The sequence below is a fragment of the Brachyspira sp. genome, from assembly GCF_029258575.1.
In the GTDB taxonomy this organism is placed as follows: Bacteria; Spirochaetota; Brachyspiria; order Brachyspirales; family Brachyspiraceae; genus Brachyspira.
In genome coordinates this window covers 1-14,728 of the sequence record NZ_JARHYI010000004.1, presented here as the reverse complement: position 1 = coordinate 14,728, position 14,728 = coordinate 1, and the positions used below count along the sequence as shown (strand labels likewise).

Below are 14,728 nucleotides of genomic sequence, written 5' to 3'. Positions count from 1 at the left end.
ATATATGTTAAACTTTAATGAAGAAAATTATAGAAAGTCTTTAGAAAATGGCATAAATGAATGCAATAAAATTATAGAAGTTGCTGATACTATTTCAAAAGAAGGATATGATAATATATATTTTTTAGGTGTAGGTGGTTCTTTATCTATAATGAAAGGTGTTGTTCATATAATGAGTCAAATATCTTTAAAAATAAATTTCTATGCAGAAAGTGCTTCATTTATCGGAGTTGTAAATAGTAAAAGATTAAATGAAAAATCATGTGTTGTAATGATTTCAAAATCAGGAGATACTAAAGAAACTTTACAGGCTGCAAAAATATTGAAAGAAAAAAATATAAGAATATTTTCTATAGTAGGAAAATCACCTTCTCCAATTTCTGAATTATCATATAAACATGTTATCAATGAGCAGAAAGTAGGTTCTGAATTAATGTATATAATGCTGCTTACTTTTTGTTTAAGATTAGCATATAATAATCAGGAATATCCTATGTTTAATGATTTTATTAATGATATTAAGAAATTACCTGATGAGTTAATAAAAGCAAAAATTAAATTTGATCCTATAGCTGAACAATTAGCTAAGCAGTATTCTAAAGAAACATATCATTTATGGATTGGTACTGGTTATATTACAGATGAAGTATATTTATTTGCTATGTGTATTTTGGAAGAAATGCTTTGGATAAAAACTAAATCCATAACTTCTGAAGAATTTTTCCATGGTACTTTGGAAATAGTTGAAAAAGATACTTTTGTAGGATTAATAAAAAATATGGATGAAACGAGAGTATTAGATGAAAGAGCAGAAAAATTTTTGAAAAATATTACTGATAAATTATTTGTTTTAGATTTAAAAGATTATGTTTCTAATACTATAAATAAAGAATTTTATTCTATATTATCTCCTATTTTTATGGCTTCATTATGTTCAGATAGAATTGCCAATCATTTTTCAAAAGAGAAAGATCATGATTTAAATATTAGAAGATATTATAGAAAAATGGAATATTAAATTATTGATTTTATAAATTAAAAAAAGAGGATTATTATAATTTATGTATAATAATCCTCTTTTTTATTATCTGAATAATTGTGTTATATCATTTATTGTAATGAATATTGCAAGAGTTATTAAAAATGCCGCACCTATAGCTTGAATCTTTGTAAGAACTTTTCTGTTTATAGGTCTTCTCATAATAAGCTCTATGAATGAAAATACTATCATACCTCCGTCTACTACAGGCAAAGGAAGAAGATTCATTAAAAAAAGTATCAAACTTATAGTAGCAGTAAATGAAAGTATAGTTCTAAGTCTGTATTCTATATCAACAGAAATCACCTGTGAAGAAATCTGTATTATTCTTACAGGACCTCCTAAATTTTCTCGCAATGATAATTTACCTGTGAAAAGAAGTTTAAGTCCGTTTAGATAAGAAATAATATAATTTCCTGTTTCTTTAAATGCTTCAGGTATAGATTTTGGGAAATGTATTCCATCAACTTTTTCAACTTTCATAGGAGTACTATCAAATTCCACTCCCAAACTTCCATAAGTGCCAAATGATTTTGAAGCTACAGGTCTTGGTATAGCCTCTCTTGTAATCTCCTCTCCGTTTCTAAGTACTGTTATATTAATTTTCTGAGAGGCATTATCCATAACTATAGGTCTGAAATCAGCTATATTATTAGCATTCATTCCATTTATAGCTATGACTTTATCACCAGACATAAGTCCAGCTTCAGAAGCTGCAGAGTCTGGAAGTACATTTTTTATTATAAGGTCATTTCCAAAATATAATCCTAATGATCTTTCTCCGCTTAATGCCTTTAACATTTCAACAGAAGGTATTGTTATATTTAAAGTTTCTCCGTTTCTGTTTAATGTAAAAGTGATATTTTCAGAAGCTTTTTGTATAGCCTCATCATTTATTGTCTTTAATATATCATTATCTGATTCTACCTTTTTACCATTTATCGCTGTTATAGTATCTCCACTTTGTAAACCGTATTCATAGGCTAATGTGATTCCAGATTTTGTATGCATATATTTTCCATCTTTGAATACTGATATTGTAGGAGAATATAAATCTATCTTTGAAGGCATAGAAACTAATACAGCCAAAAGAATAAATGCAAATAAATAATTAAAGAAAGGACCTGCAAAATAAACTATTATTCTTTTGAAAGGAGACATACTCAAAAAATCTCCTTCTTCTACATTTCCATCTTCAGATATTTCTCCTTTAAATTTACAGTATCCTCCAAAAGGTATAGCAGAGAATCTAAAATCTATTCCCTTAATTTGTTTTTTTAAAAGTATAGGACCAAATCCTATTGAAAAAGCTTCAGCCTTTATTCCAACTGCCAAGCCTGCAAGTAAATGACCCATTTCATGAACGAATACAAGCACACTTAATAGTATAATAGCACCTATCCAACTCAATTGTTTACCTCCTAATTAATAATCACAATATTTTTTATTAAGAATTATTACTAATAAGTATATATTTTTTATAAATTTATTTCAACATATTTTTTACAGCTAATGAAATATATTATATTATTTTTTTTAATTTACAATGTTTTTTATTAAAAATAATTCTAATATAATAGAAAAATATTGACAATAATTATTAAATTTGACATATTTTGTATATGAGAAAGTTTTTTATTATATTTTTGTAAATTTACTATTTATTTTTAATAGTTTCATGTAATTATAAAATATTGAATCCTGATTAATGGTTCAGATAATAATAACAACAATAATAATTATAATACTATAAAAAAGACAATATATTTTAAGTTTAAAGTATCAGGTAAATCTTCCAATAAAAAGATTTAAATATAAAAATGAATATATTTACCCTAAAGAAGTAAGTATAGAAAATTATGAAAATAAGAAAACTTTTGTTTGTACAGATAAATTTAAATCTCCTTGATATGCTGCCATATATTTATTTTGTGATGGTAAAATAGTCAATATATAAATATTACTTTTTAGTATTATCATATAGTGAAAAAGATACAGAAGTAACATTCAAAGGATATATTTGGATTTTTAAATTTAGGAAAAGGATTTTGATAGAACCTATTTTTCCCTTACTTTACTTTTAAAAGATTATTATGAAAGTAAGAATAATAATACTGCATTAGTATCTATTGGGCTATATACTGATAATAATATTTATAAATGTACATTTTATGGTTTTGAAAAGAAGTGAGAATAATTTCATTTATTCAATATAATATCCTATTTATAATTACTAATTTTTTAATAATTTTTCATTTGATTATATACAAAAACTACTATATAATAATCAGAATTAATGAATATAAATTTAAACACTATTTCAATGGTTGAAAATAAATTATATATAGTATCACAAAATAGAGATTACTTTTTATCTCATAGCAGAGAATATATCACTTTAAAAAATTCTTCTGTGAAAAAGATTTCAAAAAATATAAAAAAAGATAATAGTATAATAAATATATTTCTGTATGATGATGATAAAAATAAATTGTACGGTTATTATAAAATAGATTTTAATAATAAAAAACAGTTAGATGAAAACTATACTAATATCAGTATAAGTGATAATTATGAAAGAAGAAGAGGAATATATTATCAATTAGAAGATAAATATTCTGACTTTTCTGTTTATGAGATAGATAATAAAACATTTTCAAAATTAAAAGACAGATTAATAGTTTTAAATGATAACATATCTCAAACATTTTTTTCATGCTCCATAGAAAATAATATTTTTAAATATCAAGCTATAGAGACATATCCATCTCTTTATGTAGTAGAATATGAAAAGCGTTTTGATGATAAGGCTTATGAAAGCATATATAAAGAGTATATTCGTTTGCTTAAATATTCCAATAGTGAGAATAATAGTATAGAAAGATATATAGAACTTGGAAGCTATTTAATGAATATGCTAATACCAGAAAAAGATTTTAGAGAGCATTTGCTTGATGGTTTTAGAATAGTTTATTTACATCTTGATAATGGAACTTATAGTATTCCTTGGGATATATTATCTTATGATGGAAAGTTTATATCAGAGAATATAATCTTTTCTTATACTAATGCTTCTAATATGCTTTATCATAATAAAAGAAGCAATAATGCAAAAATAAAAATGGCTGTTATCTCTATACCAAATGATGATATAGTTTATGATAAAGATGAAATAGATATTATTTTATCATTGCAAAATAATATAAAAAATATAGAAATAGATTTATATAGAAAAGAACATAGTTATTTTGAATTTATCAAAATATTAGAAAGCTATGATATAGTTCATATTATAACGCATGGATATAAAGACGGAATAAAATTAAGTGAAGATTATATATTAAACTCTGTAACTGCTTTGGAAAATCCTCCTAAAGTAATTTTTATTAATGCATGCAATATGGAAGAAATTGATAATAAACTTACAAAATCTCTTCTTTCTTCTGGAGTTGGTACAGTGATATCTGGTATTGGATCTTTAGGAGATGGTATGTATATGGATTTTATTAATAGTTTTTATAATAATTTACTTCATAAGCATGCTAGGATAAATACCGCTCAAGCATATTATTTTGCTTATGTAGAGGTTAGAGAATTTTATAAAGGTTTTATAAGATATAGATTTAACGGAGTTCCTGTATATGTTTAAACTTTTTAGAGTAATTTTTTTATTAATGATATTATTAGCATTTATATCATGCAATAATAATAATGATATGACACCTATAAGAACTAGAAAAATAGCACCGAAAGTTTCTAGTGTTTTCAAATCTCCTGCATATAATTTGAGAATAAAATATATTATACTTCATTATACAGCTTTAAATGATGATTTATCTTTGAAAGTATTAACAGATCCTGGGGTATCATCACATTATCTTATAACTACAAGAGAAGATGATCCAATATATAAACTTGTAGATGATAATGATAGAGCTTGGCATGCTGGTATTACTATGTTTGATAATAGATATAGTATGAATGATTCTTCTATAGGTATAGAAATAGTAAATTTAGGTTTTTTGCAAAAGGTTACAAATACTTATGAAAAATTAAATAGAATGACTAAAATAGAGAGAGAAAATTTATTTTTTACTCCTTATGATGAATATTTAGAGTTTGATGATAGTCAAATAGATAAGATTGTATATTTACTTAAGTCTTTAATAGAGAAATATTATATAAAGCCTTATAATATATTGGGGCATTCTGATATAGCTCCTTATAGAAAAAAAGATCCTGGTCCTAAATTCCCATGGAAAAGACTTCATGATGAATATAATTTGGGAATTTGGTATGATGATTATGATTATACTAATTTTTTGAATGATAATGAATATAGAAAAACTTCTGTTTTGAAAATGAAAGAAGAGTTTATCAAATATGGTTATACTAGTATGCCTACAAATAATGTATGGGATTTTACTTCTAGAAAAGTTTTATATGCTTTTCAATGTCATTTCAGACCTGAAAAAATAGATGGTAATATTGATAATGAAAGTTATGCCATTATAAGGGCTTTGAATTTGAAAGTAAGAAAAATTAACGAAATGGAAGAAAGATCCAAACTTAATAAATTTTTTACAAATACATTCTATACAAATATATTTATAAGTAATAATATAGTAAGTACAAATTGGCATTATAATACAAATAGTTTATTAAAGAGATAGGAAAATACTATGCTAACGATTTATGTTGCAGCAAGAGATATAGGTAATTATAAAGATAATACAGAAAGATTGAAAGAAGTTTTGATTGAAAGTGATATTATCTTAGTAGAGAGTTTCAGAGAGGCTACTACACTTTTTAAAGCATTAGGTATCAAAAAAGAAAAAGAAAGCTTGATAGAGTTTAGCGAGCATACAAAAAAATCTAGAGATATAGATGAGATCATTACTAAAATTGTTAATTGTAAAATAGTAACTCTTATAAGCGACTGCGGTACTCCTGTTTTAGAAGATCCAGGAAAGCTTCTTCTTGAGTATTGCTATTCCCATAATATAAAAGTAAAGCCTATTGCAGGTGTAAGCAGTATTACAGCAGCTATTATGTGCCTTCCTTTTAATTTTAAAGAATTTTATTATGCTGGTCTTTTACCTCGCGATGATAGGGAGAGGGAGAGAAAATTATTGTATCTTAAAAAATTGAATGTACCAATTATAATATTGGATACCCCATATAGATTGGGTAAAGTTTTAAATGCCGTTAAAAAGATTTATTCAAAAGATAAAGAGATAGCATTATGTTTGGATTTAACTACTGAAAATGAGGAAATAGTTTTGGATAGTATATCTAGTATATGCAGTAAGTATCAGGATAATAAGAAAAGAGAATTTGTACTTATTGTTAGTTAAAATTATACTATTAAATTGACTATTTTTTTTATTATGGTATAATAACCCAATATTTTGGATAAATTTATGAACAAACAAACAATAATCTTCTAACTTTTTTATATTTAATCTCATTAAACAAATTTATACTTGTTGCAAAAAATTATATCAATTTATTGTATATAATTAATTACTTATTTTTCATTAAACAATTTATAAAAAATAAATATTTTCCTTAATTATTTTTTTATTGAAAAAATAATTAAGGAAATTATATGTTGTATAAAAAATTTTTTGATAAATTTCTTGGTGAATATAGATTTAATATGGTGAAGCCAAGTATAATTAAATACGAAAATTGTAAATTACTAGATGTAGGTTGTGGTACAGAATGCAAATTACTAAAAGGTATTGAAAAATATATAGATTTTGGCATTGGTATAGATTTTAAACCACCTGAATTAAAAACTAATAAATTAGAAACTATAAAATTGACATTAGAAAATAAGTTACCTTTTGAAGATGAAAGTTTCGATATTGTAACTATGCTTGCTGTATTGGAACATTTAAGTTATGCTGATGATATTTTAAAAGAGATCAATAGAGTTTTAAAACCAGGTGGTAGACTTATACTAACAGTTCCTTCCAAAATAGCTAAACCTATATTGGAATTTATGGCTTATAATCTCAAAATTATAGATAGAGTGGAAATAGAAGATCATAAAAAGTACTATAACAAGAAAGACATATTATATTCTGCTAAATTATCAAATTTTATAGTTGAAAAACATAAATATTTTCAATTAGGATGTAATAATTTTGCCATTTTAAGAAAATAATTCGCCTGATTAAAAAAGAACTGCCTATAATAGGCAGTTCTTATTATTTATTAAACTAACTTATTATTGTTGTTTTACAGTTCCTAAATACTGCATTATCTGAAGTCTTCTGCTTTCAACATCTTTATCTAAATTCGCTATAACATCATTAGTAGCAGCTAAAGGAGACATTACTCTTCTAAAATCATTATAAATATTCAAAGCTTCTACAATCTTATTCTGTTCTACATATATATGACCTATGGCATACAAAGCAAATGCTCCATCCTGAGTAAGATCATTAGTATATTTTGAATATGTTTGTATAGATTCATCATACATTTTATTATTGAGATATATATTAGCTAAATCGAATTCTAATCCCTTTATTTCATCTCTAGTTAAATCAGGGATTTTTAATGTATCATTCAATATACTTATAGAACTTGCAGTATCTCCCAAATTAGCATAAAGAATAGATACATCTTTATTAACACCTACTATATGCTCTTTATTTTTTGCTCTTTTTTTAGCTTCTAATTTAGCCCATAAAGTTTCTTCTATATCCTGTCTATTTTGATATATATAATTAGCATAAGAAGAATAGCTTTCAAAAGTATCTTCTTTCATAGCCTGAGCTTTTAAATTATCCGCCTGCTGTCTTGTTGTTCTTAATTGGGCATCTATTCTAGCCATAAACTGTTTTACCTGCTGATAAGTTTGATTTTGCTCTCTAGCAGCATCTCCAATATTTTTACCTCTATGGAAAGTTTTTTCAGCTCTTGAAAGAACATCTTTAGCTTTATTCAAATAATATGCTTCCTTATCATAAGGTGTATCTTTAGAACGTGCTAAATATTCATATGAAGCAGCCAAATTAAAATATGCAGGATAAATAAGTTTTTCTAACTTTATAAGTTCTTCAAACATATTAGCAGCTCTTTCATAATTCTCATCTATAATAGCTTGATTTCCAACAGCAAAATATACATTTGACATATCAAAACCTATTGTAAGCATTTTATCCTCTTCCTGCTTTTTCAAATCTTGAAACTCTGCTATTTTTTCATTTGCTTGAACTCTAGTGATACCGTTTTTAGCAATATCTCCATTACCCATAAAGCCCAATAATTTTTGATATGTTTTTATGCGTCTGTTGTACATATCTATTTTAGCAAGAGAATAAGAGCTTACAAATATTTCTCTAGTTAAAAAATCATAATTAGAAATCTCTTCGGCAGTACCTTGCATAGTGTAGCTATTCCAATAATCATCTTCTGTTTTGAATTGAGGGAAAGGAAGCTCATACATTTTTACAAAAGTTATTTCTTCATTTCCATTGTATAAATTTTTTCTATCAATTGAAATTAATCCTTCATCTAATAAGGCATTCAAATCAGACGCTATTTTTTCATTTTCATAATCTCTTTTCAAATGCTCTTTAGCAATATTTTTATAATCATTAACCGTAAGCACTTTAAAGAATTCTAATTCATCAACTAAAGCATATTTTATAGGCTGTACTTTAAATACAAGTCCGTAAGCCTTAAAATAATAATCGCCCAATCTATGAAGTCCTTCTCTTCTCCAAGCCATATAATAAGGTCTGCCTGATTCTATAAAATCTTTATCTACAGCATCACTTATATCTCCAAGCCATCTGCCATCAGTTTTCATAAGGTTGCCGTATATTCTTTCAAATACATTTCCCTTTTGGTCATATATTTTTAAATCAGGTCTTCTTCTTTCAACCATAGTATAATATACAAGTCCAAATACTTGATTATCTCCTCCCTCTGTTGCAAATATAGCATTGTCTGGAAGTGAGTTCATCATATTGTATGAATAGTCATGATTGCTGAAATCTTTTGAGTTGTTATTTCTGCTTAGATTCATAACAAATATAGGAATCATTATTGCAAGTATTGCTATGATTGATATAGCATGATAGGGCTTCAATGAAGTATCTGCTATTTCTTCTGAGGCAGGTTTTAATACATTTTTTATATTAGTATTAAAATATTCCATATACCATTGAATACCAAAACCTATTATCACAAGCATATATAAAGTTGCTGGTAAGAAAAATACTTCTACAAAAGATAAAGTTCTTACACTTGGGGGAGGATTAGTATATGCCATTAATGATACTGCAAAACTCAAAAGTCCGAATACTGAGAATATTCCCATAAATTTATTTTTCTTAAATATTTGGAATAATCCAGGTATTAAGAATAATAACCCTAATACTGTTAATTGAGTTTTGAATATATTAATTAAAGCTGATACTTGTTCAGGGTGAAGTATGAATGCAGCAGCTATATCATTTCCTGAAGCTCCGTACTGCTTTCTATGTATCATACTAAATAAATAGCTTAAATTTTCCCAGCCTGAAGGTTCATTCAACTGTCCCCAGTTTAGAGGAGGTAATGCTCTTGCTCTTATAGGCATATACGCATATATCATAACGCCTACAGCAAGCATTAAAAGCATTTTATAATATGATATTGATATTCCAGTAATGAAATCATTATCATTATTGAATTTATCTATTTTGCATAAGAAATATCTATAGACCAAGCACCAAACTACTACCAAGAATAAAGGCCAGAACACTAAGAACATACCTTTATATAAAGTAGGGTAGAAAGGGGCTTTTAAATTCTGTATCATATCAGGTCTTAAATAAGAACCATTAGCAAGAGCTGTAAATATATCGCTTAATATATTCATATCAGTAAAAGGCTTGAATATTATAGAGAATATTGAATCATTTGATGCTACTCCCGGAGGAAAATATAAATAAGCCTCATAATTCATAATAAATCTATAGTATCCGAAACCTCCTATAAATAACAATACTAAAAATACAAATATTGATATAAATGAAGTTTCTATATGATTGATATATCTATCTTTATGAACCAAAAATAACACAATAGCTATAAACAAAAGAGGAGCAAAAGCGAAAGGTAAAGTTACATGGTGATTTGCAAGTGCTACCCCATATAAAAATCCAAATGCCATTAAATATTTATTACCGTAATAAGGTATTTCATCATCGGCATGTTTCCACACACTTTCAAACCAATAAACTAATATTAAAAGCATAGAAGCTATTTGAAGTATATTCAAGCTGTAAACTTCTGCCATAGTAGCCTGTGCCCACATATTATCAGATATAGCAAAAGCTACGCTTGCTAAAAGTGCTGGTATTTGCACTATAGGTGAGAATCCTTTTTCTACTCTATTTTGCCCTAATACTTTAACCATAATAAGATAGAAGAAAATCATTGCAAATGCTGCACATGTACCAGAGAATAAATTAGTTCTCCAAGCAATATTGCCTATAGGTATATAAGTAAATAATTTGGACATTAAAGTATAGAAAGGATATCCCGGAGCATGTCCTACGCCCAAGAAATATGCAGCAGTTGTAAGCTCTCCATTATCTCCAGCGGAAAGAGAAGGAGTGAGTGTAAACAAATACAATAAGAAAGTAAAAATAAAAGTAATAGCCGCAAATACAGCATCTATTTTTGAAAGATTATAAGGTTGTATCTTATATCTTTTGAAAATAGGTTCCTGATTATCCTTTTTATTAAATAATTTTGAAAGCATATTTCCGCTTTTTTCTTTGTTAGGTTTTTCTTTCTTATTAGTTTTTGTATTGTTTTTTTGATTGTTTTGCAGATTATTAATATATTCTTCTATTAACCCTCTGTCTTTTTCAAGCTTTTTTGCAAGTTCATCAATACTTTTATTTTTATAATTAGCTTTGATGTACTCTTTTTCCAGATGCGAAAGTTTTGCCATTTATTTATTTCCTCTTTTATTATAAATAGTTTTAGATTATTTATTATATTTTGTATTATATGCGGCATAGAATTTATTTAAAATCGTACTTTTTCCCGCCGCAAAATGTACCAAAAAGTGCAAAATTTGTATCATATTGAAGAACTTTACATAATATTTAAAATTCTTTAATATTACAAATATAATCAAATATTATATAATAAAATCGCTTATTATTCAAGGATGTAAAAAATATATTTTTATATTAAATATTATTTTTCAAATTATTAAAAATTGTTTTGAAAGGACTTTTTATACTTGATAAAAAAGCATTACAATAGTATTATATAAGAATATCAATTTTTTTCTTAAAATATTTTGATTATCATTTTAGGAATATAGTGATTGCAATTACTGCTTTTATTAAAAAATATTATACTAAAAAATAAATTAGGATAATATATATTATTAGGTAAAGTTTATGAAGTTATTAAAATTATTGTATAATAAGGAAGAAAAAGGAATATATTGCATAAGAACTATATTGGGTATAAGAATAACTACAAAACCATATAGTCTTAAAATGCAAGAAAAGATAAGACGTTTAGAAGAATTAGTTTCTTTGAATTTAGTTTCAAATTTAGATATTTATAAAAATTATAAAGATAATCTTTTATCCAAAAAATATAAATCTAATTTACCATGTAGCAATAATATTAGGATATTATTTGATTTTAGAACATATGAATATACATATGATAGAGGTATAGGAAGATATATATTTAATTTGGTAAATCATATACTAAAAAATTATCCAGAAATAGATGTTTCTATTATAAAGAATAGTGAAAAAAATGATCCGATTTTTGATTATAATCATGATAAAGTGAAATTTTATTATTATGATAAAATTAATAAATTATTTGAATATAATTTTCAATATAGATTTGATTTTCTTTTTTTAGATGACATACTTTTAATTCATAATAAATTGGATAATATACATAAAATACTTAATAATGTTTATAATAATGTAGTGATGGAAAATGTAGATAATATAGTAGGTATATCTCATGATTTGATACCTACAGTGTTTCTAAATAATTTTTTTGATGAAATTCCAATATATTATTATCATTATTTCTTTATATTAAATAATTTAAAGTATTTTACACATTTTTTTGCTAATAGTGAAAGTACAAAAAATGACCTTATAAAATACGCTAATATTGAAAGCGATAAGATAACTAATATATATGGAGGAGTTGCTACTAAGTTTAATAATCTTAAAATACATGAATATTCATTTAGTAAGAGATTGAATCATATAGTATATATTTCTGATATAACTGCCAAAAAAAATAGTAAAGGTTTAATTAGAGCATTTGCTATTGCATATAATAATAATAAAATACCAAAAGATTCCAAACTTTATTTATGTTATAAACTTAATAAAGAATCAAGACAGGAGCTTTTAGATGAGATGGAAAAAGTTAATATATCAGAAAAACAAATAATAATAACAGGATTTATATCTGATGAAAAGTTAATAGAAATAATATCAAAAGCAAAAGCAAGTTTTATGACTTCTTTTTATGAAGGATTAGGTATGCCTATATTAGAAAGTTATGCTTGCAATACTCCATCATTTGCTTCAAATGTTTCTTCTACAAAAGAGATAGTTTTGGAGGAATGTTCTTTTAATCCATATGATGATAATGATATAGCTAATTCAATCGTAAAAGCTTTTAATGACGAGGAGCTATGTAAAAAATCTTTGGAATTTGGAAAAAAATTATTAAAGACTCAATGTAATTGGGATATCATATCTGAAAAAGTTGTTAATAAACTTTATAAATTAAAAAACAATAATATAAATATTAGATAGTTGTAAAAAAATTGATATTATATATAATAAATAAATATTTTTATAGATTAAGGAATTATTTCATGAATAAAAAAACAGCAATGATTACAGGAATAACAGGTCAAGATGGTGGATATCTTGCTAAATTTTTGCTAGAAAAAGGGTATAGAGTAATAGGACTTTATAGAAGAGCAGCAACAGATACTTTAGGTAAAATAAGATGAAAATATATATTTATTTTAATGAATATATAACAAATATTACTAATTATTTTTATAGAGGTTTTTATGTTTAAGTTTATTTATTCTAAAAGAGATGAAGATATATATAGAATACGAACTATATTTGGTATAAAGATAATTACTAAACCATTAGAGTTAAGATTAATTCACAAATTAAATAATATAGAAGATAAAATTACAAATATTGAAGAATACACATTTACTAATTATTTTTCTAAAGAATTATATAAATTAGAATCATATAAGTTATTTGCTAATAATAAACAGATAAAGGCTAATAAATATGAGAATACTATTTGATTGCCGAATATATGAAACATCATTACATAGAGGTATAGGGAGATATGTTTACTCACTAATAGATCATATATTAAAAAATTTTCCTGAAGTAAATGTTTCGATATTCAAAGTTAATGAAAATGAAATACCTAAATTTAATTATAGAAATAACTATGTTAATTATTATTTCTATAATAAATTAGATACTTATAATTTTAAAGAAAAATTTGATTTTTATTTCTTTGATGATATTTTGGTAACAAATGAAAATAAATTAGATTATTCAGTAACATTTTTTGATAAATTATTTCCAAAAAAATTATTAAATAATTCAAAAAAAATAGTTTCTATAATACATGATATAATACCATTAGTATTAGAAAATAAATATGTATTTTATAATAAAAATAAATATATTTTACATCTAGAAACTACTTATATTTTAGACCATATGTTTTCAAATAGTGAATTTACTAAAAATGATTTTGTTAAATATTTAAATATAGATGAAAATAAAATAACAAATATATATGGTGGTGTAGATACTAAATTTAATAATTTGAAATTAGATAAATATAACTTTTATAAAAGAAAGAATAATATAGTTTTTACATCAGCTTATGATGATCCTAGAAAAAATGCATTGAAATTAATTAAAGGATTTGCAATAGCATATAATAACAATCAAATTCCAAGAGATAGCAAATTATATTTATGTGGCAAAGTTAGTAAGGAATATGATAAAATTGTTGAAGAAGAAATAAGAAAAAATAATATTACTAAGAATAATATAATATTTACTGGTTTTATATCAGATGATAAATTAATAAAATTAATAACTAAATCAAAAGCTACAATACTACCTTCATTATACGAAGGATTAGGTTTAACAATATTGGAAAGTTATGCTTGTAATACTCCATCTTTTTCTTCTAATGTATCGGCTACTAAAGAGCTAGTTTTAGAAGAGTGTTCTTTTGATCCATATGATGAAGAGGATATATCTAAAGCAATAATATTAGCTTTAACTGATGAGAAAATATGTAATAGATCTTTGGAATTTGGTAAGAAATTATTGGAAGAAAAATGTAATTGGGATATAGCAAGTAAAAAAGTAATATCTAAATTATATGAATTGATGGAATATATATATATAGATAATGCTTTATTTACAAATAATAGATCTTATTTTACTCTTTATAAAAATTCGCATATATTTACAATATTAAATACAGTTGATGATATAAAAAGTTCAAATAATTCTATTCCAACTAAAAAAAATAATAATACTATTATTCCAATAGAATATTATGATAAATTTCTAGATAAATATAATTACAGAAATAAAGTGT

General features: G+C 24.6%; 11 protein-coding genes. 9 read left to right on the top strand and 2 right to left on the bottom strand.

Annotated features, from left to right (window positions below; genetic code table 11):
* The first annotated feature begins 4 nt into the window (after nt 1-4).
* A complete protein-coding gene (locus Q1J76_RS00330; protein ID WP_300365152.1) occupies nt 5-1,018 on the top strand; it encodes an SIS domain-containing protein in 1,014 nt (337 codons plus the stop codon).
* A 66-nt stretch (nt 1,019-1,084) separates the two neighbouring features.
* On the opposite strand, the gene rseP is transcribed toward Q1J76_RS00330, so the two are convergent.
* Nucleotides 1,085-2,449, bottom strand: a complete 1,365-nt coding sequence (gene rseP, locus Q1J76_RS00325) for an RIP metalloprotease RseP (protein WP_300365149.1) — start codon at nt 2,447-2,449, stop codon at nt 1,085-1,087.
* 913 nt (nt 2,450-3,362) lie between these two features.
* On the opposite strand from rseP, the gene Q1J76_RS00320 reads away from it, so the two are divergent.
* From Q1J76_RS00320 to Q1J76_RS00305, 4 genes are all read left to right on the top strand, one after another.
* The gene (locus tag Q1J76_RS00320) at nt 3,363-4,688 is read left to right on the top strand and encodes a CHAT domain-containing protein (protein WP_300365247.1); all 1,326 of its coding nucleotides are present in this window, start codon (nt 3,363-3,365) and stop codon (nt 4,686-4,688) included.
* Nucleotides 4,681-5,712, top strand: a complete 1,032-nt coding sequence (locus tag Q1J76_RS00315) for an N-acetylmuramoyl-L-alanine amidase (RefSeq protein WP_300365146.1) — start codon at nt 4,681-4,683, stop codon at nt 5,710-5,712. The genes Q1J76_RS00320 and Q1J76_RS00315 overlap by 8 nt, the downstream gene beginning before the upstream one ends.
* Nucleotides 5,713-5,721: 9 nt before the next feature.
* A complete protein-coding gene (locus tag Q1J76_RS00310) occupies nt 5,722-6,396 on the top strand; it encodes an SAM-dependent methyltransferase (protein WP_300365143.1) in 675 nt (224 codons plus the stop codon).
* A 254-nt stretch (nt 6,397-6,650) separates the two neighbouring features.
* The gene (locus tag Q1J76_RS00305; protein ID WP_300365140.1) at nt 6,651-7,214 is read left to right on the top strand and encodes a class I SAM-dependent methyltransferase; all 564 of its coding nucleotides are present in this window, start codon (nt 6,651-6,653) and stop codon (nt 7,212-7,214) included.
* Nucleotides 7,215-7,277: 63 nt separating this feature from the next.
* Here Q1J76_RS00305 and Q1J76_RS00300 read toward each other — a convergent pair whose 3' ends face one another.
* Nucleotides 7,278-11,009 (bottom strand): glycosyltransferase family 117 protein, encoded by a 3,732-nt coding sequence (locus tag Q1J76_RS00300; protein ID WP_300365137.1) that lies wholly within the window; start codon nt 11,007-11,009, stop codon nt 7,278-7,280.
* Between the two features lie 460 nt (nt 11,010-11,469).
* Between Q1J76_RS00300 and Q1J76_RS00295 the strand changes: the two genes are divergently transcribed.
* The 4 genes from Q1J76_RS00295 to Q1J76_RS00280 all read left to right on the top strand — a co-directional run.
* Complete coding sequence (locus Q1J76_RS00295; protein WP_300365134.1) at nt 11,470-12,876, top strand: glycosyltransferase family 4 protein; 1,407 nt, start codon at nt 11,470-11,472, stop codon at nt 12,874-12,876.
* Nucleotides 12,877-12,938: 62 nt separating this feature from the next.
* The gene (locus tag Q1J76_RS00290; protein WP_300365131.1) at nt 12,939-13,079 is read left to right on the top strand and encodes a GDP-mannose 4,6-dehydratase; all 141 of its coding nucleotides are present in this window, start codon (nt 12,939-12,941) and stop codon (nt 13,077-13,079) included.
* A gap of 63 nt (nt 13,080-13,142) precedes the next feature.
* A complete protein-coding gene (locus Q1J76_RS00285; protein WP_300365128.1) occupies nt 13,143-13,397 on the top strand; it encodes a hypothetical protein in 255 nt (84 codons plus the stop codon).
* On the top strand, nt 13,381-14,728 hold a 1,348-nt coding region (locus Q1J76_RS00280; RefSeq protein WP_300365125.1), incomplete at its 3' end, for a glycosyltransferase family 4 protein. The genes Q1J76_RS00285 and Q1J76_RS00280, both read left to right, overlap by 17 nt.

Excerpts from the sequence above, each read along its gene's own strand:
- Q1J76_RS00330 (WP_300365152.1), top strand. The coding sequence starts at position 5 with ATGTTAAACTTTAATGAAGAAAATTATAGAAAGTCTTTAGAAAATGGC.
- Q1J76_RS00320 (WP_300365247.1), top strand. The coding sequence starts at position 3,363 with ATGGTTGAAAATAAATTATATATAGTATCACAAAATAGAGATTACTTT.
- Q1J76_RS00315 (WP_300365146.1), top strand. The coding sequence starts at position 4,681 with ATGTTTAAACTTTTTAGAGTAATTTTTTTATTAATGATATTATTAGCA.
- Q1J76_RS00310 (WP_300365143.1), top strand. The coding sequence starts at position 5,722 with ATGCTAACGATTTATGTTGCAGCAAGAGATATAGGTAATTATAAAGAT.
- Q1J76_RS00305 (WP_300365140.1), top strand. The coding sequence starts at position 6,651 with ATGTTGTATAAAAAATTTTTTGATAAATTTCTTGGTGAATATAGATTT.
- Q1J76_RS00300 (WP_300365137.1), bottom strand. The coding sequence starts at position 11,009 with ATGGCAAAACTTTCGCATCTGGAAAAAGAGTACATCAAAGCTAATTAT.
- Q1J76_RS00295 (WP_300365134.1), top strand. The coding sequence starts at position 11,470 with ATGAAGTTATTAAAATTATTGTATAATAAGGAAGAAAAAGGAATATAT.
- Q1J76_RS00290 (WP_300365131.1), top strand. The coding sequence starts at position 12,939 with ATGAATAAAAAAACAGCAATGATTACAGGAATAACAGGTCAAGATGGT.
- Q1J76_RS00285 (WP_300365128.1), top strand. The coding sequence starts at position 13,143 with ATGTTTAAGTTTATTTATTCTAAAAGAGATGAAGATATATATAGAATA.